This window comes from Pseudarthrobacter ribosi (genome assembly GCF_055412865.1).
The window spans coordinates 136,760-158,370 of the sequence record NZ_JBVAYZ010000003.1; the positions used below are offsets into that span (position 1 = coordinate 136,760).

18 protein-coding genes are annotated in these 21,611 nt (G+C 65.3%); 7 read left to right on the forward strand and 11 right to left on the reverse strand.

The features are described 5' to 3' along the window. Nucleotides 1-47: 47 nt before the first annotated feature. From ACZYZ5_RS04255 to ACZYZ5_RS04265, 3 genes are all read right to left on the reverse strand, one after another. Nucleotides 48-1,229 (reverse strand): DUF4331 family protein, encoded by a 1,182-nt coding sequence (locus tag ACZYZ5_RS04255; protein ID WP_463899387.1) that lies wholly within the window; start codon nt 1,227-1,229, stop codon nt 48-50. 16 nt (nt 1,230-1,245) lie between these two features. After that, complete coding sequence (locus ACZYZ5_RS04260; protein ID WP_463899388.1) at nt 1,246-2,574, reverse strand: Dyp-type peroxidase; 1,329 nt, start codon at nt 2,572-2,574, stop codon at nt 1,246-1,248. Between the two features lie 79 nt (nt 2,575-2,653). After that, entirely contained in the window at nt 2,654-3,271 is a 618-nt protein-coding gene (locus ACZYZ5_RS04265; protein WP_463899389.1) for a hypothetical protein, read from the reverse strand. Nucleotides 3,272-4,384: 1,113 nt separating this feature from the next. Here ACZYZ5_RS04265 and ACZYZ5_RS04270 point away from each other — a divergent pair. The 3 genes from ACZYZ5_RS04270 to ACZYZ5_RS04280 all read left to right on the forward strand — a co-directional run bounded on the left by ACZYZ5_RS04270 (nt 4,385) and on the right by ACZYZ5_RS04280 (nt 7,142). Continuing rightward, nucleotides 4,385-4,783: a DUF1003 domain-containing protein gene (locus ACZYZ5_RS04270; protein WP_463899391.1), complete on the forward strand. Its 399-nt coding sequence runs from the start codon at nt 4,385-4,387 to the stop codon at nt 4,781-4,783. An 86-nt stretch (nt 4,784-4,869) separates the two neighbouring features. Then, nucleotides 4,870-6,000, forward strand: coding sequence for a diacylglycerol/lipid kinase family protein (locus tag ACZYZ5_RS04275; protein WP_463899392.1), 1,131 nt, complete (start codon nt 4,870-4,872; stop codon nt 5,998-6,000). A 713-nt stretch (nt 6,001-6,713) separates the two neighbouring features. Beyond that, on the forward strand, nt 6,714-7,142 hold the full coding sequence (locus ACZYZ5_RS04280; protein WP_463899393.1) for a hypothetical protein: 429 nt from the start codon (nt 6,714-6,716) through the stop codon (nt 7,140-7,142). 148 nt (nt 7,143-7,290) lie between these two features. On the opposite strand, the gene mhpA is transcribed toward ACZYZ5_RS04280, so the two are convergent. The 5 genes from mhpA to ACZYZ5_RS04305 are packed head-to-tail and all read right to left on the reverse strand — an operon-like array spanning nt 7,291 to nt 13,151. Continuing rightward, entirely contained in the window at nt 7,291-8,829 is a 1,539-nt protein-coding gene (gene mhpA / locus ACZYZ5_RS04285) for a bifunctional 3-(3-hydroxy-phenyl)propionate/3-hydroxycinnamic acid hydroxylase MhpA (RefSeq protein WP_463899395.1), read from the reverse strand. Next, nucleotides 8,826-9,173 (reverse strand): DoxX family protein, encoded by a 348-nt coding sequence (locus ACZYZ5_RS04290; RefSeq protein ID WP_463899396.1) that lies wholly within the window; start codon nt 9,171-9,173, stop codon nt 8,826-8,828. Before ACZYZ5_RS04290 ends, mhpA begins: the two co-directional genes overlap by 4 nt. Beyond that, on the reverse strand, nt 9,170-11,065 hold the full coding sequence (locus tag ACZYZ5_RS04295) for an acyl-CoA synthetase (protein ID WP_463899397.1): 1,896 nt from the start codon (nt 11,063-11,065) through the stop codon (nt 9,170-9,172). Before ACZYZ5_RS04295 ends, ACZYZ5_RS04290 begins: the two co-directional genes overlap by 4 nt. Beyond that, the gene (locus ACZYZ5_RS04300) at nt 11,062-12,000 is read right to left on the reverse strand and encodes a fumarylacetoacetate hydrolase family protein (RefSeq protein WP_463899398.1); all 939 of its coding nucleotides are present in this window, start codon (nt 11,998-12,000) and stop codon (nt 11,062-11,064) included. Before ACZYZ5_RS04300 ends, ACZYZ5_RS04295 begins: the two co-directional genes overlap by 4 nt. Further along, nucleotides 11,997-13,151, reverse strand: a complete 1,155-nt coding sequence (locus ACZYZ5_RS04305) for a VOC family protein (RefSeq protein WP_463899399.1) — start codon at nt 13,149-13,151, stop codon at nt 11,997-11,999. The genes ACZYZ5_RS04300 and ACZYZ5_RS04305 overlap by 4 nt, the downstream gene beginning before the upstream one ends. A 129-nt stretch (nt 13,152-13,280) precedes the next feature. Here ACZYZ5_RS04305 and ACZYZ5_RS04310 point away from each other — a divergent pair, with 129 nt between their 5' ends. After that, a complete protein-coding gene (locus tag ACZYZ5_RS04310; RefSeq protein WP_463899400.1) occupies nt 13,281-13,979 on the forward strand; it encodes a TetR/AcrR family transcriptional regulator in 699 nt (232 codons plus the stop codon). Nucleotides 13,980-14,226: 247 nt separating this feature from the next. Then, nucleotides 14,227-14,745, forward strand: a complete 519-nt coding sequence (locus tag ACZYZ5_RS04315; RefSeq protein WP_463899402.1) for a hypothetical protein — start codon at nt 14,227-14,229, stop codon at nt 14,743-14,745. An 807-nt stretch (nt 14,746-15,552) separates the two neighbouring features. Here ACZYZ5_RS04315 and ACZYZ5_RS04320 read toward each other — a convergent pair. Then, nucleotides 15,553-15,849, reverse strand: a complete 297-nt coding sequence (locus ACZYZ5_RS04320; protein ID WP_463899403.1) for a hypothetical protein — start codon at nt 15,847-15,849, stop codon at nt 15,553-15,555. Between the two features lie 630 nt (nt 15,850-16,479). Here ACZYZ5_RS04320 and ACZYZ5_RS04325 point away from each other — a divergent pair. Together ACZYZ5_RS04325 and ACZYZ5_RS04330 are read left to right on the forward strand one after the other, a co-directional pair. Beyond that, nucleotides 16,480-17,616 carry an acyl-CoA dehydrogenase family protein gene (locus ACZYZ5_RS04325; RefSeq protein ID WP_463899404.1) on the forward strand — a complete coding sequence of 379 codons (1,137 nt, stop codon included), beginning with the start codon at nt 16,480-16,482 and terminating at the stop codon, nt 17,614-17,616. Nucleotides 17,617-18,005: 389 nt separating this feature from the next. Then, nucleotides 18,006-19,889 carry an alpha-amylase family glycosyl hydrolase gene (locus tag ACZYZ5_RS04330; RefSeq protein ID WP_463899700.1) on the forward strand — a complete coding sequence of 628 codons (1,884 nt, stop codon included), beginning with the start codon at nt 18,006-18,008 and terminating at the stop codon, nt 19,887-19,889. Between the two features lie 98 nt (nt 19,890-19,987). On the opposite strand, the gene ACZYZ5_RS04335 is transcribed toward ACZYZ5_RS04330, so the two are convergent. Both ACZYZ5_RS04335 and ACZYZ5_RS04340 read right to left on the reverse strand, forming a co-directional pair. Beyond that, nucleotides 19,988-20,812 carry a prolipoprotein diacylglyceryl transferase gene (locus ACZYZ5_RS04335; RefSeq protein ID WP_463899405.1) on the reverse strand — a complete coding sequence of 275 codons (825 nt, stop codon included), beginning with the start codon at nt 20,810-20,812 and terminating at the stop codon, nt 19,988-19,990. A gap of 222 nt (nt 20,813-21,034) precedes the next feature. Further along, entirely contained in the window at nt 21,035-21,514 is a 480-nt protein-coding gene (locus tag ACZYZ5_RS04340; protein WP_463899406.1) for a DUF2087 domain-containing protein, read from the reverse strand. Nucleotides 21,515-21,611: the final 97 nt, after the last annotated feature.

Genomic DNA, 21,611 nt, shown 5'->3' on the forward strand with positions numbered 1-21,611 from the left:
CAAGGCCAACATCCCATTCGTGGTCCGTGGCCCGTGGTCCTCTTCCGTCAGGCCGGTGATGATGGCGCCTCCTCCGGTGGTGCGGACGCCACGGCCAGCAGCACGGCCTTCACGTCCGGCGGGTCCGGGTTGGGGGGATTCAAGTACGGGAAGCTGCGGCTCGCCGGCTGGGTCGGCCCGTCCACGCCGTCGCTGATCCGCGGTCCGTCCAAGCCGCCGACCAGCAGCGTGTAGAGAATGTCCACGATGTCGTCGTCGGGCGCTCGGCCGCCGCAGGTGGTGTGCGGGCGGCCGGCGAGCACCGCACGCTCGATCTCCAGGAAGCCGCCGTCGGAGAACGGCTTGGACGTGTCGACGACGAGGAAGTCCGCCAGCAGGAGCTCGGTCAACGGATGGACGCCCCGGTCCTCCGGCGCCCAGTCGATCCTGCCGTCGAGCCGGTCGAAGAAGGGAAGGTTCGCGTTCAACCGGGCCCGGTACGCCCCGGCATAAGCCGGGCCCACGTCGAACGTGTCCTCGGCGTTGTAGAGGTCGCGGAGCTCAAGGTCACGGTTGACGGTGTCGAACTTCTTGTCCTGCAGGATGAAGTTCTTGATCTCCGGCCGGCCCATGCGCTCCAGCCGGACCGGGTGGCCGCCGGCCGTCACGGTTTCGCCGACGACGGCCAGCAGCGGGCCGGCGTCGGGGCCGAGCACCGTGGCGGTGTCCAGTTCGAGGACGATGCTGAGCACGTTGGCGCCGTTCACGGCGTTGACGCCGTCCGGCCGGAACGACAGCCGCTCCAGCTTGTGGTTGCTCGACTCGGCTACCAGGTCGATGAAGAACGGATCCATCCGCGGCCCGGCGAAGACCCGCACGCCGTGCATCGCGGTGTGCTTCTCGTCGCCCACCCGGAACGGGATCTCCGCTCCGCCTGGGGTGGTGCACGTCCCGGCCTGCACCACGGCGTCGCCGTCCGGGGACGGAACGGCGAAGTTGAAGTCGAATGCGTACTCGTCGGCGCCTGCCGCGAACGCCGGTCGGCCGCCGGCCGTGGTGGCCGTCACCGCCCGGAGGCGGAAGCGGTAGCGCAGCGCGTCGGAGAACAGCGCGGTGGGAGCGGCGGAGGGGAACACGTCCATCACGAGCACCAGATGACCTGGGCGCTCGGGGCTGGGAAAGGTGAACACGTCGGTGATGTCGGACGCCGGGTCGGCGAGGGCCCGCGGTCCGGAGAAGTGGTCTGCCATGACGAACCTCCTGGTCTCAGGTGTCGAGGTCGGCGAGCCAGCGCGTGGCCCGCAGGCCGGGCATGAAGCAGTATTCACCGCCCCGGTTGACGACGAAATTGGGTAGCCCCTGCATCCGGCGGCGGATCGGACGGTTGGGGATGGTGAACTGACCGCCGTCCTGGACGCCGATCAGCGGGTCCCGCTCATCGGGCGCGCCGATGAACTTGCCGTCGTTGACCCACTGCCGCTGGACGAACTCGAACTGCCGGGCCAGATGGGCGCCGACGAAAGCGAACATCAGGCCGCGGTCGGCGCCGTCGTCCTCGAGGACACCGGGGGGCAGCGATGGGCCGTAGTTGGTGCCGCGCCGGATCATCCGGTGCAGTTGGACGTGGCCGGTGATGACCGCGTCACGGGCGTTCATCCGGCGGGCATGCGACCCGACCGGGCACTTCAGCCCCCGTTGGTCGTCGCCGTAGAGGAAGGCGTTGTGGCGCGCCGGGTCGGCGCCCAGCTCCGGGTCGTCCTTGTCCGGGGCCAGGGCGAGCGGCGCGCCGCTGGGCCAGCGCCCGACCATCTTGGCGGCCAGCCACTGCTGCTCGGCGTCGTCGGAGGCGTGTTGCTGCAGGTAGGTGCGGAAGGCCGCCACCCGCTGGTGCAGCTTGCGGAAGGCCACGTAGGTGCCGTTGCGGCCCAGCACCTCCGGCTGCGGCACGGGCGCCACGTCGCCGGTCTCGTCCTGGTAGCCCAGGACGAACTCGCCGGCCTTCAGCGGTGCCTCGTGCGGGTTGTTGCCGAGGATCCCGGTGCCCTCGACGGCCGGCTGGCCGATGCTGTCCCGGAAGCCGAACTGCTCACGGCCGTCCGGTGGCACGTGCACGTCCAGCTGCCAGAGCGCGGTGACTCCAGGCAGGTCGCGCACGGCGTCACGGGCGAGCAGGAACAGCGTGTCCATCAGCCCGGTGTCCTGGGCCAGGACGGCCACCACGAGGTGGAGGTCCTTCGATCCCAGGGGCGCCTCCCAGTGCTCCGGCGCGTTCTCCCCGACGTCCCCGATGTGCTCCGCGCGAGCCGCCATGCCCTGCTGGAACTCGGGCGCGAAGCTGGCCAGCGACTCGGCCGACACGCCGAGCGCCTCCAACCCGGCGAAGCTGAGACCCACCCCCAACGACACCGGCCTGCCCGGGTCGAACCGGCTGACCGGGTCCAGCAGGGGGATCAGCCGCCGCAGCAGCTCCCGACCTGAGCGCCGGTCGTCGATCCGCAGTCCCAGATAGGCGCCCGCGTACGGATGCGGCCGGGGCATCAGGGCGGCGGCCTGGATGTCATCGAGCTCTAACAAGGTCTTCGCCTGCGTGGCCATGGTGTCTTCAGCGGTCCTCTATAGCGATGGTTGCCGCAGACCGCAGGGCCGGGGAAGACGCTGGGGTCTGCAACCGGGTTCAGTCGGCGGCCTCGTCCAGCAACGGCCTGAGCGCCGGGTGCTGCAGCGCCTCAGCGGCGTCGGGGTCGTCGAGCACCCGCTGGAAGACCTCCTGCAGATGCTGGGCCTTGAGGATCTGCGGCATCGTCCAGGTACCCAGGTTATTGAAGTAGCCGGTGGCCGGGCTCTGTACGGACTGGACGATCGCCTTGAGCCCTCCGACGGTCTGCTTCATGTGCGTCACGACACCGGGGCTGTTCTGATCAAACGCCTGCACCCCACCGGACGACTCCAGCCAGGTCGTGACGTGCGTGTACTGGGCGGTGTGCTGCATCCAGTCCAGGAAATGCTCGATCCCGATCAGGAGGAAGTCCTCGAAGTAGGGGTCCCATTCGTTCTCGAACGTCGTGGCCCACATCATCCGTTTCCCGTCGTCGAAGATCACGTGGCGCTGGTCCCGCAAGCCTGTGTGGATGTTCTTCTCGACGGGGACCTGGGCCAGCGTGTCGGCGAACCGCACAGTGGCCGCGCGCAGCTCGTCCTCGTGGCCAGGGAGGACATCCCAGTACGTGGCCAGCTCGGACACCACTCCGTAGCTGAGCCCCTTCCCCGACTTCACGTTGGTCATGGGAGTCATTGCCTTCCTCCTGTCCGTCCGGTGAACAGGCCTCTTCAAGGAGGGCATGGACCCGACGTTACGAAATATTGAGGCGCAGAGCTGCCGTATCTTGAGGCGCAGGGCTGCCTCGGCTGGGCTTAGAACGATGAATAAGTTGAGTCGCAGAGCTGCCATCTTGAGGCGCAGAGCGGCCTAGGTGAGCTTCGAACGATGGAACAAAGTGTACCCCCGGTGCAATGAATGTGTAAGCGTCGTCGTGCTGGCCAGCAGCATCATCATCGTGATTGTCGTCGACGACGAAGGCGCAGCACGGCTACCGTCGCCCCCGTTCAGGGATCGCGGACGAACAGGTCGGCGACCTCGTTGTCGATCCGCCGGCGGGCCTCGAGTTCAACGAGTGCGGTGGCCTGGTAATCCCTCCAGGCTGCACTCTTCCGGTGGCCGTTCGAGGATCAGAACCGGTTCCATCTGGTCTGCTTCCACACTGGTCCCGTCCTCGTCGGATACCCACGTCCTCGTGGTCATGGCCCTGTCCGGGGCCGGGGTCGAGACTGGCCGTCAGCGTCACGATCTCATGGGGAGAGCTGTCCAAGAATGCGGGAGAGCTCCCACACTTCTATAAGGCGCTGCAGCTTCCCTTGGCCGTCACTGGCATCCATTCGGCGATTCTTGCGTCGGTCGGCCGGGCTCAATAGGGGAGTGACTACCTTTCAGCGCCCGGCGGCGGCCTCACTTTCCGTCTCGTCCCTTGAAGGGATGGGTTGAAACATTGGCCACACGCGCGGTATCGCGAACCTGCCAAGAAGGCAGCGGTCGCGCAGAGGCCTGTGGTGAAGAGATAGCCCAGTGGCGATCGGGCCCTGCTGTCGTGAGATCTTCCCAGTTGAAGCAACAACCCGGCGTTTAGGACGTCTCGGGACCTTAGCCCCTATCATTCCGGTTCCGACGGTCAAGACTGGAGGTGAGAGACAGCGTCCCTCCAAGGTGCTGGAGCGGCTGTTGGAAGCGACTGAGCGTCCTCGGTCGCCCGAGGCGGCGGAGCATCCCGGGGCCCGGCCGTTGACGCCGTAGTGCAGTAACGGCCCGGCGATCGTTAGCGTGGCTCGTCCGCCGCAACTTTCAAGGAGAGCAATGCCCCGAATACAGCCGCCGCCGCCACTGCGCGAACACCCGGTCGTGATCAGGTTCCGGGAGAAGCGCGCCGAGCACCCGCAACTGAGGATCGCCGATGCAATCACCGGCTTTGCCGGATCGATGCCTTTCGTTTACGTCCATGTGGTCGTCTTTGCAGGGTGGATGCTCTTCGTCGAGGAGAGCCCGTGGCCGACGCTGACTCTCGTCGTTTCGCTGGAGGCGATCTTCCTGTCGACCTTCGTCATGATCGGGCAGAACCGCGCATCGGCCTTCCAGCAGGAGAAGGCTGATCACGACTTCATCGAGCAGGAAACCGAGCTGAAGTCCAACACCGAGCTCACCCGTGAGATCCACAAGCTCACGACGGAGCTGCATCGACGTGTGATCGGTCAGTGATGACCTGCGCCTATGGCCCGGGGGGTGCCGCCCCGATTGCCCGGAGGCCCCTGGCTGCCCGCGGTGTGGTCTGGCCGCGGGGCGCGGTGACTCGTTCGACCGGATTCGCCACCAGTTGGGTCGGGGTGTTCATCGCCGGGATGGTGCTCGCCCTGGCGGGCAGCGCGGCCATCCGCGAAATCCGCGCCCGGCGACGGCCGGAACCTGAGGGCCGCGCCGTTTCGGCGGCGGGCCATGCCGCCTTGATCGTGAACCCCCGCAGCGGCGGCGGTAAGGCCGAGCGCTTTGGCCTGGTCAGCGAATGCCGGGCCCGGGGCATTGAGGTGCTCATCCTGGAACCGGGGCAGAACCTGGCCGAGCTGGCCGAGGCCGCGGTGGCCCGCGGCGTCGATGTGCTCGGCATGGCTGGCGGGGACGGTTCCCTTGGGCTGGTCGCGGAGGTGGCCGCCCGGCACGGTGTGCCCATGGTCGTGGTGCCCGCTGGCACCCTCAACCATCTGGCCATGGACCTTGGCCTGGACCGCGGCAATGTTCTGGGGGCGCTCGACGCGTTCGGAGTGGCGGTGGAGCGCCGCATCGACCTCGGTCAGGTCAACGGCCGGGTGTTCGTCAACAACGTCTCGCTCGGGCTGTACGCGCAGATCGTCCGTTCCCCCGAGTACCGAGATGCCAAGGTGGACACCACCCTGAGCATGCTGCCGAGCATGTTGGGGCCCGGCAGCCAACCATTTGACTTGCGCTTCACCGGTCCGGCGGGGGAGCAGTACACCGGCGCGCACGTCGTCCAGGTCTCGAACAACCCGTATGGCCGCACGCCCGCCACCCTCGCCAACCGGGCCCGGCTGGACGGCGGCTTCCTTGGGGTGATCGCGGTCAAGCTCCCGGACGATCCGGCGGAAGCACGGCGCCAGCTGAGCGCGGCCCGCGGACACCCGGAGAGGTTCCCCGGCTCCCTCGCCTGGAAGCCCTCAACGTTTGAGGTGGATTCGGGAGGGCCGATCGACGTCGGCATGGACGGGGAGGCGCTCCGCATGGCGGCCCCACTGCTGTTCAGCATTTGGCCGGGCGCACTGCGGATCCGTCTTCCCCGAGAGACCCGGCTTTCCCCGGCGGCCCGTCCGCTCCCGGCCCGTTCGGCGCAGTGGGACTTGCTGCGCAGCGCTCTCGGCCGTTGGTTGGAGCTCCGACCACTGCGGCCGCGTACCACCCCGCATTAGCCACCGGGGTGAAATGGGATGCCTGTTGCGAAACTGCCACCCTAGACGAGCGAGCTCCTCACCGATCGGGCCTTGCCACAAGTTGCCCGTGACATTGGGTCCGCGAACGCCCGGGATTGATCGCCGGGCCCGTATGACACCTTCTTGCCCTGTCATTGATGACACGGGGGGGTGTCGCCTGCTCGGAGGTGCGCGTCGGCTGCTAATAGGGACACGGTCGGTCCCGCTGGTGCCTGGTCCCTTTGTAACGTGGGTTCCAGCAGCGGGTGTCGTGACCGCGGAACGTGGTGCGAAGGGGCGCAGGATGGACGAAGGATACGAGGTCTACTGCGGACTCGACGGCGGCAAGTCCGGGCATAACGAGCCCACAGTCCCTTGACACACTCCCCGCATGAGCCGCCGCGGGCGAGCGACCAAGCCGGTAACGGCGCGGGGCGAAAACCCTCGCAGTTAGTGCCAGGAAGAAGGCACACAAGGTGACGGGTCTGTCGCTCACAGCAAGGCCCGAGGGAGACTGAGGCAGGCCACGGGCGGGCAGCACGGCGATAGGACTTTCGGCCCTAAAACGCCCGCGAGCTCGAGGCCGGGTGTAGAAGGGGAAGGTGGGATCACCCCGTCCGAATGGACGCCGCCGGTTTCGGAAACAACGATCTCCGGACAAGCCCCAACCAACCAAGTCACAACCACGTCACAACACTGTGAAAGGAATTGCCATGACCCTCTCCGATGATCTGAGCAAGCTCGCGGCCCGCGCCAAAGCTGCAGAGGATCGATCTGCCGCCGCACAGCAGGATGCGCACGCGAAGTTGCAGCAAGACGTCCAGAGCGCGCGTGAATCGCTGCATAAGAACACGGACCAGCTGCGCGAGGCAGCCGAAGCGAACCAGGGCAAGGTCGCCGCGTGGTGGAGCGGCGTGCAGAAGAGCTGGGAAGACGACATCGCGTCGATCCGTGGGGATATTGAGTCCAAGAAGGCAGAGCTCGACGTCAAGGCCGCGCAGCAGAGGGCAGACGACGCCGAGGCAGACGCCAAATTCGCGATCAAGTACGCCTATTGGGCAGTAGAGGAAGCCGAGTACAGGGTGCTCGACGCCGCGTTGGCTCGAAAGGACGCTGACAGCATGGCCGCGGACGGCAGTTGATGCCGGCGTCCACTCCCTGAAAGTTCGCAGTGGACCGGAGGCGGGAATGGTCGAAGAAATCGGAGCCGTTTCTTGAAACGCCCTCTGCGCTCGGGTTTGTGCGTTGCGTCGGGGTGAGACGCCTACATGACCAACGCGTATTCGTTCATCACTCTGTCCGCTCTGTCTTCGCGGCTGTCGAGTGGAATGCCGGCAGGTAGGTGAGGCTTCCCGAGACGGAGTCGGAGGTGAACATCACGGTGCGATCCGGGCGGACAACCGCAGCAGCGATCCGATGTCGGACGAGCCACTGGTGGAGTTCAGATCCGGGGTCGGGGACGACGGGTGCCGCGCCTTTGTGAAGGATCCGTTGGCGTTCCTCGGGAGTCATCGCGAGGGCTAGCAACGCGAATCCGTTGCCGGCGATGTCGTCGAATCGGTTGGCGTCCGGGGTGACTGAGGTGCGGGCGTTGGGGCAGAGACGTCCGACGGCGGAGGTGCGGGCGAGTGCCGAGAGTCGAGAGCCGAGGGGTATAGCTGTCCCGGATTGTGCGGGGATGCCTGCCACGAGGTGCAGGCCCGGTGCGAGGAACCTCCGCAGGCCGGTACCGACGCGACCTCCCGCGGTCATGGTGAGGCCGAACAGCTTTGCGACGGTGATGGTTCTTCTCGCGTGCCGCTTGCGCTCGGTCTGGTAGCTGGCCAGCGCGGTTGCGGGGAGCTCGCCGGCAAGAACCCCGGCGAGCTTCCAGGCCAGGTTCATTGCATCCCGGAGTCCCGCCCCCATGCCCTGACCGATGAAGGGAGGACTCAGGTGGGCGGCGTCGCCGAGGAGGAAGATGCGCCGGTCGCGCCACTTGTTGGCGACCTGGGCGCGGAAGGTGTAGTCGGAGACGCGGATCACGCGCAGGTCGTCCACCGGGACGTTGCCGGTCCAGGGCCGGATCAGCGGATGGAGGGTATCCATCGTCGCGAAGTCGGCGGCAGTCTCGTCGGGCAGCAGTCGGAATTCCCAGCGGTAGCGGACCTTTCCAACGCGCATGTAGGTACCGGCGCGGTGGGAGTCGCACAGTTGGTGGATGCCTTCCCACTGGTTCAGTGGCGCCGAGGTGTCAATGTCGATTACCAGCCAGCGCTGTTCGAAGCCCAGGTCCTCCATCTTCGCTCCGATGGCCCTCCTCACCACGCTGTTGGCGCCGTCGCAGCCGAGGACGTGGCTGGCACGGACCGACTCGCGTTTCCCCGTGGCACGATCCGTGAAGTCCACCTGGGCTGTCGCGTTGGCTTGGGTCACGCGGAGAACCTCGACATTTCCGCGCAGGGTCACCGTAGGCATAGTCCGGAGGTTGTTACGCATGAGCTGCTCGAGGTCCGGCTGGTCGAACATGTTCGCTTGTGGGTAGCCGTGGGCGCCGCCATCGGCCCGTCTCTGGAACTCCGCGATCACCCCGTGGTCGGGTGCGAGCAGACGTAGCCCGTGTGCAGGGCGGCTGAGCCCGGCGAATTGCGTCGCCACGCCCAGGCGGTTGAGGATGCGGTAGACCTCGTCGTCCAGATGTACCGCCCGTGGTAGCGGGTAGACGCCCTCCCAGCGGTCCAGGACGAGGCATTCGACGCCGTACTGGCCGAGCAGGGTGGCGACGGCCAGCCCGGAAGGGCCAGCGCCGACCACGACCACCGGCAACGAGCCAGCGATGCGGGCGCTCATCCTATTGCCGCCGCAATGAGAACAAGATAGCTGACGAGTCCCGCCGTCATGACCACCGCCGGGGCGATCTCACGTGGATCGTCGCCGTTCCTGAGGTGGGTGACGCAGGCTCCCGTCATCAGAAGCACGAGGCCGACGGCTGCCGCGAGGCCGATCCACGCCTCGACCAGCCCGAGCAGGAGGCCGAGGGCGGCAAGCAGCTCCAGGGCGCCGATGCGCTGGTAGGCGGTGCTGGTGAAGCCCACATGTGCGGCGCGGGCGGGCATCCCCGCCGCGCCGACCACTTTTGCCAGGCCGAGCATGGTGAAGCATCCAACCAGCGCTATCGTGAGGACGATGATCATCGTCCCGCCTTTGCCCGGGGCCGGTGCGTGATCCGCCATCGGACACCATACTCGTCGAGGGTGCGCTTGACGGCCGCATGCGATGCCTCGTCAGCACTCACGGTGACGACTATTGTGCCGTCCTCGATGTCGATCTCCACGGAGTGCACGGAGGCTATCTGCAGGGCCTCGCTGATGGCTACCCTGGTGGCGTCCGCCCGGAGTGCGAGCTTGTATGGTTTGCCGACGGCAGTGACCGGAATCTGGTCGACGATTGTGACGGACTTCGGCGAGGACGCCCGTTCCCCGACCCGGTCGTCCGCCCAGCGGATCAGGTCCTCGGTCCTGGTGGCCGCACCCGCGGCCAATGTGACGTAAGCGACCGGTACTTCTCCCGCATGCCGGTCGGGTCTGCCGACCGCCGCTGCGCCGGTCACATCCGGGTGGATGAGGAGGGCGTCCTCGATGATTGCGGGGTCGATGTTGTGGCCGCCTCGGATGATCAGGTCTTTGGTGCGACCGGTGAGCTGGATGAATCCGTTCTCATCGACCTGTCCGAGGTCGCCGGTGTCGAGCCAGCCGCACCGCAGTTTGCCGAGGCCGTCGAGCAGGAGGCCGTCGGGGCCGTGGCCGATGACGTAGCCGGGGAAGACCGTCGGGCCTTTGATCACCAGCAGGCCCCTTCTGCCTGGTCTGAGATCATGCCAGTGTCCGGCGTCGTCGACATGCACCGCCTTGATCTCTTGGTAGGGCAGTCGACAGCCTAGCGAGCTCCCGGTGGCGCCTGGGAAGCTCCGGACGCTGACGCACGTCCCTTCCGTCAGGCCGTAGCCTTCGATCAGGGGGACGCAGGTGGCTGTCTCGAAGCCGACACGCACTGCCGCGGGCAGGGGACTGGCTCCGACCATGGCGTAGCGCAGGCTGCTGATGTCGGCGTTGACGGGAGTCGCGGCGAGTGTGGCGTAGACGGTAGGGACGGCGCTCATCGCGGTAAGCCGGTGGTGTTCGACGAGCTTCCAGAAGACCTTGTAGAGGGCAGGGTCGCGATAGCCCAGCGGCCCGGACCACACAACCGTCTGGCCCTTGAAAAGGGGAGCGAGGACGGTCACCATGAGGGCGTTGACGTGGAACAACGGCAGGGCGGCGAAGTACACCGCGTCCTCCTCGAGGAGGTCGTAGGCTGCGATCATCCAAGAGTCGGCGATCTCGTTGGCGTGGGTGTGTGCCGCCAGCTTGGGGGCACCGGTCGTGCCGCCGGTGTGGAAGAGTGCCGCCAGATCGCCTGGTCCGGGCTGATCACCGTGGAACTGCTCAGACGACGCGTCTGCTGCCCGGCGGGTCAGATAGTCCACGCTTGCGGATCCGACGGTCGCGGCTTGCCCGGCTGGTCCCTGCCCGGTCGGTGACAGGAGGAGCACACAGTCCACCAGACCCTTCTTCGCCAAGCTGAATGCGACCTCGGTGACGACGGGATCGAGATCGGGCCCGGCGGCCACCAGCACACGCGCCCCCGAGCGCTGGAGCAGCTCGGCGATGTAATCCTCGGACAAACCGGGGTTGATCGGGACGGCGATCCCGGCAGCCTGGGCGGCCAGGGTCGCGGAGATGAGCTCCTGGCAGTTGGGCGAGAGCAAGGCTACAGTGTCCTTCCGGCCGACCCCGATTTCTGCCAGCAGGTTCGCTATCCGGTTCACATCGGCGAGAAGCTCAGCGAACGTCAGCTTGACGGGTTCCTGCCAGCGCTCAGTGTTCGGAAGTACTGCCGCCGCCGTCCGATCCGGCCACAGCCGGGCGGCTCGGCACAACAGCTCGTACGTCGATGCCGGAAGCCCGCGTTCGGAGAGAGGGGTCCTCTCGATCTCGACGACGTCGTCCGGGCGCGAATACCAGGGCCAGAGCGGCGTGCCGTTCACTGGGCATCCTTCACCGTCGTGCGCTGGCGCCCCAGGTCGATCTTCCCGTCGTCGGTGCTGATGGCGATCTCGACGACGTCTCCGCTCTTGAGGTACTTCGGATTGCGGCCTTGGGCCTTGAAGAACAGGCGCCACTTAGTGGCCGCGGGCAGCAGATTGCTGATGATCTCGACCGGCTTCGGCGGTGCGCTCAGTGCGGTGCCGACAGGGGTGCCCGTCAGGACCAGGTCGCCCGGGGAGAGATGCTGGAAGCGGGTGAGTGCCCGCAGCGCCTCGACGGGGAGGTAGATCATGTCGGCCACCGTCATGTCCTGACGGATCTCGCCGTTCACCCACAGCCGCAACCGTAGCTCACCAAAGCGGTTCCAGTCCTCGGCGTCGAAGAGCACGAGCGTCGGTCCGGTGGGCGTAAAGCTCGGGTAGGACTTGGACTCATAGAACTGGGTCTTCGGGAGTTGCAGGTCGCGGGCCGAGATGTCGTTGGTGATAACGAGCCCAGCGACGTAATCGGCGATCGTGTCAGCGGTGATGACAGAGCCGACCGGGGTCTCTTGGCCCATCACGAGGCCGATCTCAGCCTCGTAGTCGAGGAACCGCACGTGCCCGGGCCGGACGACGTCGTCATGGGGCCCGCTGATCGAGCCCGAGGACTTGCGGAAGAAGGTCAGCGGGATTTTCTTAGGATCCATGCCGGCGTCCCTCACGTGCGAGGCGAAGTTCGTCATCTGGGCCACCACGCGGCACGGCACTGTGACCGGCGAGATGAGGTCCAGGTTTTCCACCGGTACAGTTTCGCTGCCGCCGATCGCGGCGTTAATGGCCGCGCGATCGGCGAGCAGTTCGCCCGTGGTGGTCGCGGGCGTGGCGATACGGGCGGCGCCGGTGGGCGTGTGGACCCACCAGCCGTCGGCCGTGCGCAGGATGGAGACGGTCATGAGGTGGCTACTTTCATCAGGCCGCGGAGGCGCTTGTAATCGAACTCGTTGTCGGCGCGGAGCGCGGAGACTATCGAGGCCAGCTCACGCAGCGACTCTCGGCCAGGGGCGATACCGAGGAAGTCCTTGCTGGCCGGGGGCCCCCACTGGGCGAGATTGGTGGCGGACATTTGTGCCCAACCGGGCTCGAGGGTGCAGTCGAACATGTCCCCATCGGTGAAGTGTTCGACCAGGAAGCCGTTGGGGTCGCGCCAGTAGTCGAAGATTTGACTGCCCTGGATGTGGCGGCCGATCCCCCAGGAACGGTGGTACCCAAGGTCGCGCAGTAGCTCACCGCCAGCGGCGAGGGCATCGATGTCAGCGACCTGGTATGCCGAGTGCACGTAGCGATTCGTCGGGCCCAGCGTCATCGCGATGGTGTGATGATCGGTTGGTGTCGAACCCCGGTCGCAGCGGATGAAGCTCATTGTCGGACCGCGCTCGCGCTGGCCGGGGTAGTAGAGGAAGTCGCTGACGATCAGGCCCAGGTGCTCCAGGTACCAGTCGAGGGTTTCACGGTACTTTGTGCTCTGCAGTACGACGTGACCGAGGCGTTGGACCGTCGCTGGTTGACGCAGTGGCCGCTGGGTCTGGTTGGCCCGCGCCACCTCGTGGCCGGCGTTGAACGTCAGGGGCGTCTGGGCCGGCAGCGAAGGGAGTTTGTGCGTGTCTGCGACGACGCGAATCGCAGCGCCGCTCGGATCCACGAGGTCGACCCCAATGCCGCCGATCGACTCCGGTAGCTTTTTCGAGGTCGTACCTGTCGCGTTGGCCAGGCGAAGGACGTCCGAGGCCTCGGCCGCAGTGAACGCGGCGCCCAGGTATTGCGATCTCGGTCCTCGCCGTACGATCACGCACGGCGCTCCGGTGTCGGTGCCCCGGAGGTGCAGCTCGTCAGGGGTGCGCAGGCTCGTGGCGAAGCCGAAGGCGTGCGCGAAGGTCTCTGCAGCGAGCAGGTCTGGCTTCTGGAACTCGAGCCAGGCGATGTCATGCACCTTGATGATCGGGTTCGCCGCTCGTCCGCGGTGCTCGCCTCCCAGTGCCCCTTGCTCACTGTGCAGGTCACTGTGCAGGTCGCTGTGGGTCCCAGCGTGGTCATGGTGGTCGTTCATGTTGTCCTCTCTTTCTGACTATATCTTCGATTATGAAGATATCGTCAGTCAAGAGTATCTGAAGATTTATTCAGACATGACGGTGTGCTGGTAGAATTCGTGTGACCGGATGAATTCAAGGAGCCAGCGATGACCCAAGCCCCAGCCGCCTCCGCGGAACCTACCCGGACGCATCGACGGAAGGCGCAGACCCGCGCCGCGTTGGTCCGGGCCGCACAGTCCTTCCTGGCTCAAGGACAGACCAACACGCCGGTGCTGGAGATTACTCAGGCCGCGGACGTTGGGATTGGCTCGTTCTATAACCACTTTGCGTCGAAAGACCAGCTGTTCGAGGCCGCGGTAGAGCACGTCATGGACCTCCTCGGCGCGGTCCTCGACGAGCTCACCACCGACGTCGAAGACCCCGCCGTCGCGTTTGCGACCAGCTTCCGGTTGACCGGTCGCTTCCACCGCCGTGAACCACAGCTCAGCAAGGTGATCCTGCACAGCGCCCTCGACCTCCTCGGCGCGCAGAAAGGACTGGCACCGCGTGTCCGGCGTGACATCGAGGCCGGCGTCGAATCCGGTCGGTTCACAATGACAGACGTCGACGTCGCCGTGGCGTGCGCCGTCGGCGCGGCAACCTTCCTCGGACAGCTAATCCAAGCCGAACCCGACCGCGACGACGCCGAAGCGACGGACCGGGCGACCGAGGCACTCCTGCGAATGCTGGGTGTGTCTGCCAACGAAGCGCATGCAATATGCCGCATCCCACTCCCCGAACTCCAGACTGCAAGGCTGCGCGGTGCAGTCGACGAGGCGTCAACAAAAGGAGACACGGCCCGCTGAATCGCGCTACCCGGGCCCGCTTGTTGGCTACTCAAGCAGGCGCGCAGCTCCTCGATACTGGACGGCTCGCATTACGCATGGCCATTGACGCCGCGGCGCATGTCGCTAGAGTGCGGGTCCGGAGTCCCCCCTGTCTTGGGCCGGCGCCGATGGCACTACCGTCAGCGCCGCGGCCCGCAGGCGAGATGCCCTTCCTGCCAACAGGTGAGCCACCACGTAATCTGATGCTGTGAACCAAGGGCAGAACGTGACCCCCTCCCCATCCAGCCAGCGACCCGGCGCGGACGCGCAGCAACGTTCAGAAGCCCTGAAGGAGCGCGTCTACGTCACCTTTACCGCGCTGGCCGTGACGATCGCTTTCGAACGCGACGCCGAACATGCCACCGTAGGCGACGCTGCACTCACGCTACTGCTCACCGTCGCGGGCACGCTGCTGGCCGTGTTCGTTGCAGATGTAACCGCACACATGATCAGGACCAGCGCGCTGCCATCCCGGACGGAAATCGCCCACCTCGCGTATGTGAGCTTCGGATCCTTGGGAGTGCTCCTGGCGCCAATGGCGATCCTCGGACTCAGCGCGCTTGGCGTGATCGAACTGGCACCGGCGCTCCGGATCATCGCGGTAACGCTCGTCGCCACGCTGATCGTCGTAACGCTCTTCGCCGTGCGGCGTTTGAGGGTGAAGCCATGGCTTAAAATCCTGGTCCTTGCCATCATGACGGCACTCGGACTCGCAGTGCTCGCCATCGAGCTCGCCGTCCACTGAGCTACAACGCAGCCACTCACCCGCGGCGGACCGCCGTTCAACGCGACACCCACGCGTGACAACGACAGCCGAGCCGTTAGGAACAACGAAGTTCCGGGCCGGCGGCAGCATCACCAACAGTTCAACCAAGCTGAACCCACAGATATCCGATTGCTGAGGGAATCCAAACTGGGCCGGCTCACGCCGGCCCAGCCGCAACGGCCTTCCCGGTCATAGGCCGTGCTTCAACGTGGGGGTTCAGCGGTGCTTCGCTCTGAAACCAGAGATGCCTTCTGGTCCGAAGCGAGAACCCCGCATACCCATTGATAAAACTGCAAAGAAGATGGGATCTCCCAACTCCTGTTCTCTACATCGGCAAGGCAGGCGGTCAAGAGGGAAGGACCAGTCTGTGGGGAGGTTGCGGCTGTATCGCCACCTGGGCGGGGAGAGAGCGCCACTCATCGGGGAGACGGGCGATTTGGTACGTCGAGGATGCCACCAATCAACTCCTTATCTCTTGGACCGACCGCCCACCTCGACACTTGATCCAGAATGCGTCGAGAACAACTCGTGGAACACTTCCGAAGAAATTTTAGGATGCTGGTTTCGGCCACCAGCGATGCGGCAAAAAAATACAAACATCAGCCCCTGTACCGCTGGACCAGGAGGTGGCCCGACGCCGTCAGCCCGCCTGACCTTAACCTGCCCGGTCGAGGAGTTCAGCCCGGTGCGTGACAGCAGCGGAGTAGTCCCGGAGGGCTTGGTCCGTCTCGGGCAACATTCTGGCGAGGACCCAGTCCAGGGGCCCGCTGAAGGAGACGGTGACCTTCAGGTGCGTTTGGCGCCCTGCAGGGTGACGGCCACGGTGCGGACTCCTTTGTACAGCCCCAATCGCCCACGCAACGTCCACGTCATGGTCTCGGCCGGTACCAGGTCCACGTGCAGCCTGAGGGTACGGTCCCCGCCCCGGGCACTTCGTATGCGGATTTTTCCGCCGTGCCGCAGGTCGCCCGTGAAGTAGGTAAACCCTGAAGCCCAGACCGTCAGGTTGCTGTTGTCGGTGAGGACCTCCCACGCCGTAGAAAGGCGGGCATTGATCAGAGCCTGCGACTCAAAGTACTGCACGCGCCAACAGTGTCTGCCGGTCCGGATCGGCCGGCGTTTCACAGACCAGGTTCACCCACTGTTCACCTGCAACTGATGACACGAGCATCTTGATGCCAACGCTCTTGTCCGCTTGCGTCGACATCTGCGTTCGATGCAAGCGGAGGAAGAACTAGATCGCGTCGCCGAGATGATCGGACGCCGCTGAACCCGACGTGCTGACGCCCGGGAACTCGGCGAACAGACTCAGAGCCCCCTCACGGCGCGGACTTCAAGCGTCAAAGCACCCGGACTACGGTCCGCGGGCCGTCACGCAGCGCCTGGTGAACGCGCTCGGCAACAATGCCGTGGCAGCCCTCCTTGGCATGAACAAGGACCCGGCCGAGCCGGTGGGTATACCGGCAGGATGCCCCGAACGAAGAGAACCGTGCCCGGCACGCGGACCTGGATGCCCTGGTGGGCCATCTGCACAGTGCATTTACTCCCCCCAAGGCTTCCTGAGGCTGAGATTATGCTTCATCCAGCGAAATTTCCTTGGGGGTCCCTGACGGGGCCCCAACGCGGGATCGCCAGGAAGCAGGAAGTCCTAGTAATTACTAGGTCTTCCTACTATATTTGAGGTCACAATCCACATCTTCGACAGGACTGGGCATGTTTGAACTCAACGAGGACCAGCAGTCGCTGGTTGCGATGGTGCGGGACTTCGCCAATGAGGCGCTGGCTCCTCACGCCGCGAAGTGGGACGAGACCAAGCACTTTCCGGTGGACGTGCTGGCCGAGGCTGGCGCGCTGGGCATGGGCGGCATTTACGTCCGGGAGCAGTTCGGCGGCTCCGGGCTGACGCGCTGTGATGCGGTGCTGATCTTCGAGGAACTGGCCAAGGCGGATCCGACGATCGCCGCCTACATCTCCATCCACAACATGGTCGTGTGGATGATCGACTCGTTCGGCAACGATGAACAACGCGCACAGTGGGTACCCCAGATGGCCTCAATGGAGGCGCTGGGCAGCTACTGCCTCACCGAGCCTGGCGCCGGCTCCGACGCTGCAGCGCTGAGCACCAAGGCGGTGCGTGACGGCGGAGACTATGTGCTGAACGGCGTCAAGCAGTTCATCTCCGGGGCAGGGTCTTCCAGCTACTACATCGTGATGGCCCGCACCGCCGATACCGGAAGCCGCGGCATCACCGCCATTGTCGTCCCGGCGGACACGCCGGGCCTGTCGTTCGGGGCGAACGAGAAGAAGATGGGGTGGAACGCCCAGCCGACCCGCCAGGTGGTCTTTGACAATGTCAGGGTTCCGGTTGCCAACCGGCTCGGGGAGGAAGGCAGCGGTTTTGGGATCGCGATGAAGGGGCTCAACGGGGGCCGCATCAACATTGGGGCCTGTTCCTTGGGCGGCGGACAGACGGCCCTGGAAAAGTCGGTGGCCTACCTGAAGGATCGGCAGGCGTTTGGCGGTCCGCTGATCAACCAGCAGACCCTGCTGTTCCAGCTCGCCGACATGGAAACGGAGCTCGTCACCGCCCGGACGCTGCTCTGGCGGGCAGCGGACGCGCTGGACCGCGGGGCGCCCGACGCCGTCAAGCTTTGCGCCATGGCCAAACGGGTCGCCACGGATGCCGGGTTCAACGTCGCCAACAGCGCGATCCAGCTCCACGGGGGCTACGGCTACCTGTCCGAATACGGACTGGAGAAGATCGCCCGTGACCTGCGGGTCCACCAGATCCTGGAGGGCAGCAACGAGATTATGCGCCTGATGGTCGGGCGCATCGTGGTGGGGGACTAGGCCTTAGGGCGGGGTGGAATCGCGGTCCGCGGACCGGCCCGGCGCCCCGAGGACGGGGCGGGACTCTGAAGCCGACAGATCGAGGCATGCCGGTGACGGCATTATCACCGGCTCCTTCACCGACACTGAGGTCCGGCGGCGCCTTCGCGAAGTCCTTTCCGTCGCCCACTTCCGCGCTCTGCCCCGCTTCGCCATACTTGGCTCATCGCCTTCCGATGCCAGCCCTGCACCTTGGGGAATGCTCGGACGCCGATAGCGAGTGGCGCACTGCGCGCCCTGGCCGTGAATCCGGCGGGATCCCATCTGGAGAGGCATGGGCAGTCCCCTGGGAAGCGGGGCAATGAGCCTGCTTCCTCCCTGCAAATCTGGCAAATCTGATAGTGAGGGCAATGATGCTTTCAATCAAGAACATCCCGTGGGCGGAGCTCCTGAAAGAAAACCACCATCACCCGTCCCCCCGCGATTGGTCGGACCAGGTGATCTACTTCCTCCTGATCGACCGGTTCTCTGACGGCAAGGAAAACGGCTACAAAAATCTAGCCGGGCTGGCCGTTCAAGGGACCACCCCGCTGTTTTCGGCGGCCGACGCCGGCAACGCCGTCACGACGCAGGCCGACACTGCGAAGTGGGAGTCCGCCGGCGCCCAATGGCTTGGCGGCAACCTCAAAGGGATCACATCCAAAATCGGCTACCTCAAGAGACTGGGCATAACCACGCTGTGGATCAGCCCGGTACTGCGGCAGCGCCCCGGAGTGGACGATTACCACGGCTACGGGATTCAGAACTTCCTGGAAGTCGACCCGCACTTCGGCACAGACAAAGACTTCAAGGACCTCGTCGCGGCCGCGCATGCCGCCGGGCTCTACGTCATCCTGGACGTGATCCTGAACCATTCCGCCGACGTTTTCCAGTACAACACCGTTGATCCGGCCGGCAACTTTTACACGCCTGAGTGGAGCGGCGCTACCTATCCTGTGCTCGGATGGCGGGATCCCGCCGGGGCCGCCACGCTGCCCTTCCCCACGCCAGTTAACCCGGCGGACGAGGACAGTGCCGTTTGGCCGGAGGAGCTCCAGACTGCGGACGCATTCACTCGCAAGGGGAACATTGTTCATTGGGATGCCAGGCCGGAGACGACGGAGGGCGACTTCTCCGGATTGAAAGACATTCACCAAGGGGCTGGACCGGTGTCCGACTACGCGCCGTCAGGAGCCCTTCGAATCCTCGCGGAGGCCTACGAGTACTGGATCGCCTACGCGGATCTTGACGGTTTCCGTGTCGATACCGTCAAGCACATGGACCATGGGGCGACCCGGTACTTCACCTCTGAGATTCATGAGTTCGCTGAGACCATCGGCAAGGATTCGTTCTTCCTGGTCGGAGAGATCGCCGGAAGCCGTGAATACGCCATCAGTACGCGTGACGAGACCGGGCTCGACGCTGCTCTGGGCCTGGGGGACGTTCAGCGCTTCATGGTGGACGCCGCCAAAGGCACAGGCGACCCCGCCAACTACTTCGAGCTGTTCCGCAACTCGAGCCAGGTCGACAAAGCCTCTCACACGTGGTTCCGCAACCACGTGGTCACTGCCTTTGATGATCACGACCTGATCAGGCTGGACAAGGAATGGAAGGCGAGGTTTGCTGCCGACCCGGATGGGCGGGCACTGGAGCTCGCGATCCTCGCCATGAACGCAACGACGCTGGGAATCCCCTGCATCTACTACGGAAGTGAACAGCGTTTCGACGGCAAGTTCCCGTCCGGCTTGATCCCTCCTCCTGACAAAGAAGACAGGCCGGACCGCTATATCCGGGAAACGATGTTCGGGGGCCGCTTTGGGTCGTTCAGGAGCCGGGACAGGCACTTCTTCGACGAGACGGGGCAGACCTATCAGGAGCTGGCCAAAATCCTGGCCGTCCGGACCAGCGACCTCGCACTCCGCCGCGGGCGGCAGTATATGAGGCCGATTTCCGAGGACGGCATCGTCTTCTGGTATCCGAACAAGATCGGCCCGGGGCGGATGACGTCGATCGTCGCCTGGAGCCGAATCATCGCGAACCGGGAAGTAGTGTGTGCAATCAACACGGACCTGGCAGCGCCAAGGACAGTGTGGGTGACCATAGACGCGCGCCTGCATGCCGTTGGCTCCAAGTTCCAATGTGCCTATTCGACGAACCCGGCCCAGCTTGGATCGGGGGTGTCGGCTGAGGCGCGGAACGGTTTGGCGATCAGCGTCACCGTCCCGTCAGCCGGCTTCGTCATCATGACGCCTTAGACCCTGAAAGTGATCACGCAGCAAGGGAGCAGGCCATGCCTGCTCCCTTGCTGCGTGATCAGGGGCTTCCTATCGGGCCTGCGTCCGTGTCCTCGTCATCACGGTGCCGGCTGCTCGATCGGTTCCGAATCCGAGGGCACCTCCGGCGCCGAAGTCTGTTCGGTTTCGGGGGCGAGGTCCGCCGGCGTGGAGTCGCTTGATTCGTCGGCTCCTGATTCGTCGGCTCCCGGGTCTTCAGTTCCGGCCGAGCCGGTGTCCCCGCGACTGGGGCTGCCATCCGTAGTCAGGCCGTCCGTAGTCATGCCCTCTTGTTGGTTAGCGCCTTCCTCGACTTGCCCAGGCACTTCCACCGGGTTCTCGGCCGGTTCGTCTGTCTCGTCCGGGACAGTCGGATTGCCGGTCAATGCTTTGCCCAGCGTCGTTGTGGGCCCGGTCGCACCGCCGTCGATGCTCGACGTCGACGAGACGAGGCTGGAGATGGGCTGATTGGTTCCGAATTCGACAGCGGTCACACCGACCATCGCGACAACGAATGCGGCGGCACTGACCGCCCCGAGCCTGATCCAGGTCTCGGGCGTGAACTTGCCCCTCACACGTTTGGCTCGAGGTTCGTCGCTCTCGGCCGGTGCGCTGGCGGCGAGCATGTCGCCCTCGTCAGCGCGCAGTCCGGGCGTGCGTCGTTGGGGGATCTTCTTCAAGGCGACGGTGGCGGCCGAACTGAGTGTTCGGGCATAGAGAGCGGCGCCCACTGTGGCAACGATAGAGCCGAGTGCGGCGCCGATCAGCGTCCCGGCAACGCCGAGAAAGGACCCCACCAAGGCAGAGGTCACCGCGGCCAGAGCCGAGCCAATAGTCTGGGTGCCACTGAGTCCGAGGAGCTGTTTGGGCTTGTCTTCGATAGTGGAGTCTTCAGGCATATTCACAACGCATTTCAGTCAGGGAATGTTACGAAGAGATAACGTTACCTGCCTGCGGCTGGTTCTCCACTGGGGCCGTAATTGTTTGAGATGCTTCTCACGGGCACGACGAGCGTCAGTGTTCATGCGATCGCCGCCTCCGGGGGAGGTGGAGAACTATCGATGATCCAGGGACTTCGGGATGTTGTCGCTGGTCAGGCCGACGGGGCCGGGCCTCGCTTCCAAGCCCTATGTTGGGTCGTGCCGTGAGTAGGAGGAGCCGGAGGGCGTCCGTTCCAACAGTTCGAAGTCGATCAAGTAACGGCGCAGCATTACGACGTCATCGGTATAACTGAGGAGCCGTTCATTTACCTGCTTTTCCGTTAACTGTTCGCCGGGCTCGATGGCTTCGCTGACAATCCAGGCGAGGAGCTCCCGCCGCTCCGCCATGTTGGCCGGATACCGCTCGATCCTGCCCAGGCGCATGAAGCGAGCCAACCCGGTCTGCGCTTGTCGTCGGGGTTGCTGGGTGAGTAGGCCGCTGAAGATCGCCTCGGACGCCTCCAGTTCGTTGGCAGCATTCCGTTCGACGAGCCCGGACTCAAGCAGGGCGGCGATGGCCCTGTCTCGCCGTCGGGCATTCAGCTCAGCAACCACGTCGGGGAGCTTGGCGCCCAGCACGATTTGCGCGTAGGCGGTCCGCGCGTCCTTGTTGGCTAGGGCTGCCACCACTCGCCGCCAGTGCGGTCCGCTCAGCCTCGGCCCTCCGGTCACAGCGTTTCCCCACTCTGCATCTGCCACCGCCTGTGCTGGTCACCGTGTGCTT

Excerpts from the sequence above, each read along its gene's own strand:
- ACZYZ5_RS04255 (WP_463899387.1), bottom strand. The coding sequence starts at position 1,229 with ATGGCAGACCACTTCTCCGGACCGCGGGCCCTCGCCGACCCGGCGTCC.
- ACZYZ5_RS04260 (WP_463899388.1), bottom strand. The coding sequence starts at position 2,574 with ATGGCCACGCAGGCGAAGACCTTGTTAGAGCTCGATGACATCCAGGCC.
- ACZYZ5_RS04265 (WP_463899389.1), bottom strand. The coding sequence starts at position 3,271 with ATGACTCCCATGACCAACGTGAAGTCGGGGAAGGGGCTCAGCTACGGA.
- ACZYZ5_RS04270 (WP_463899391.1), top strand. The coding sequence starts at position 4,385 with ATGCCCCGAATACAGCCGCCGCCGCCACTGCGCGAACACCCGGTCGTG.
- ACZYZ5_RS04280 (WP_463899393.1), top strand. The coding sequence starts at position 6,714 with ATGACCCTCTCCGATGATCTGAGCAAGCTCGCGGCCCGCGCCAAAGCT.
- mhpA (WP_463899395.1), bottom strand. The coding sequence starts at position 8,829 with ATGAGCGCCCGCATCGCTGGCTCGTTGCCGGTGGTCGTGGTCGGCGCT.
- ACZYZ5_RS04290 (WP_463899396.1), bottom strand. The coding sequence starts at position 9,173 with ATGATCATCGTCCTCACGATAGCGCTGGTTGGATGCTTCACCATGCTC.
- ACZYZ5_RS04300 (WP_463899398.1), bottom strand. The coding sequence starts at position 12,000 with ATGACCGTCTCCATCCTGCGCACGGCCGACGGCTGGTGGGTCCACACG.
- ACZYZ5_RS04305 (WP_463899399.1), bottom strand. The coding sequence starts at position 13,151 with ATGAACGACCACCATGACCACGCTGGGACCCACAGCGACCTGCACAGT.
- ACZYZ5_RS04310 (WP_463899400.1), top strand. The coding sequence starts at position 13,281 with ATGACCCAAGCCCCAGCCGCCTCCGCGGAACCTACCCGGACGCATCGA.
- ACZYZ5_RS04325 (WP_463899404.1), top strand. The coding sequence starts at position 16,480 with ATGTTTGAACTCAACGAGGACCAGCAGTCGCTGGTTGCGATGGTGCGG.
- ACZYZ5_RS04330 (WP_463899700.1), top strand. The coding sequence starts at position 18,006 with ATGATGCTTTCAATCAAGAACATCCCGTGGGCGGAGCTCCTGAAAGAA.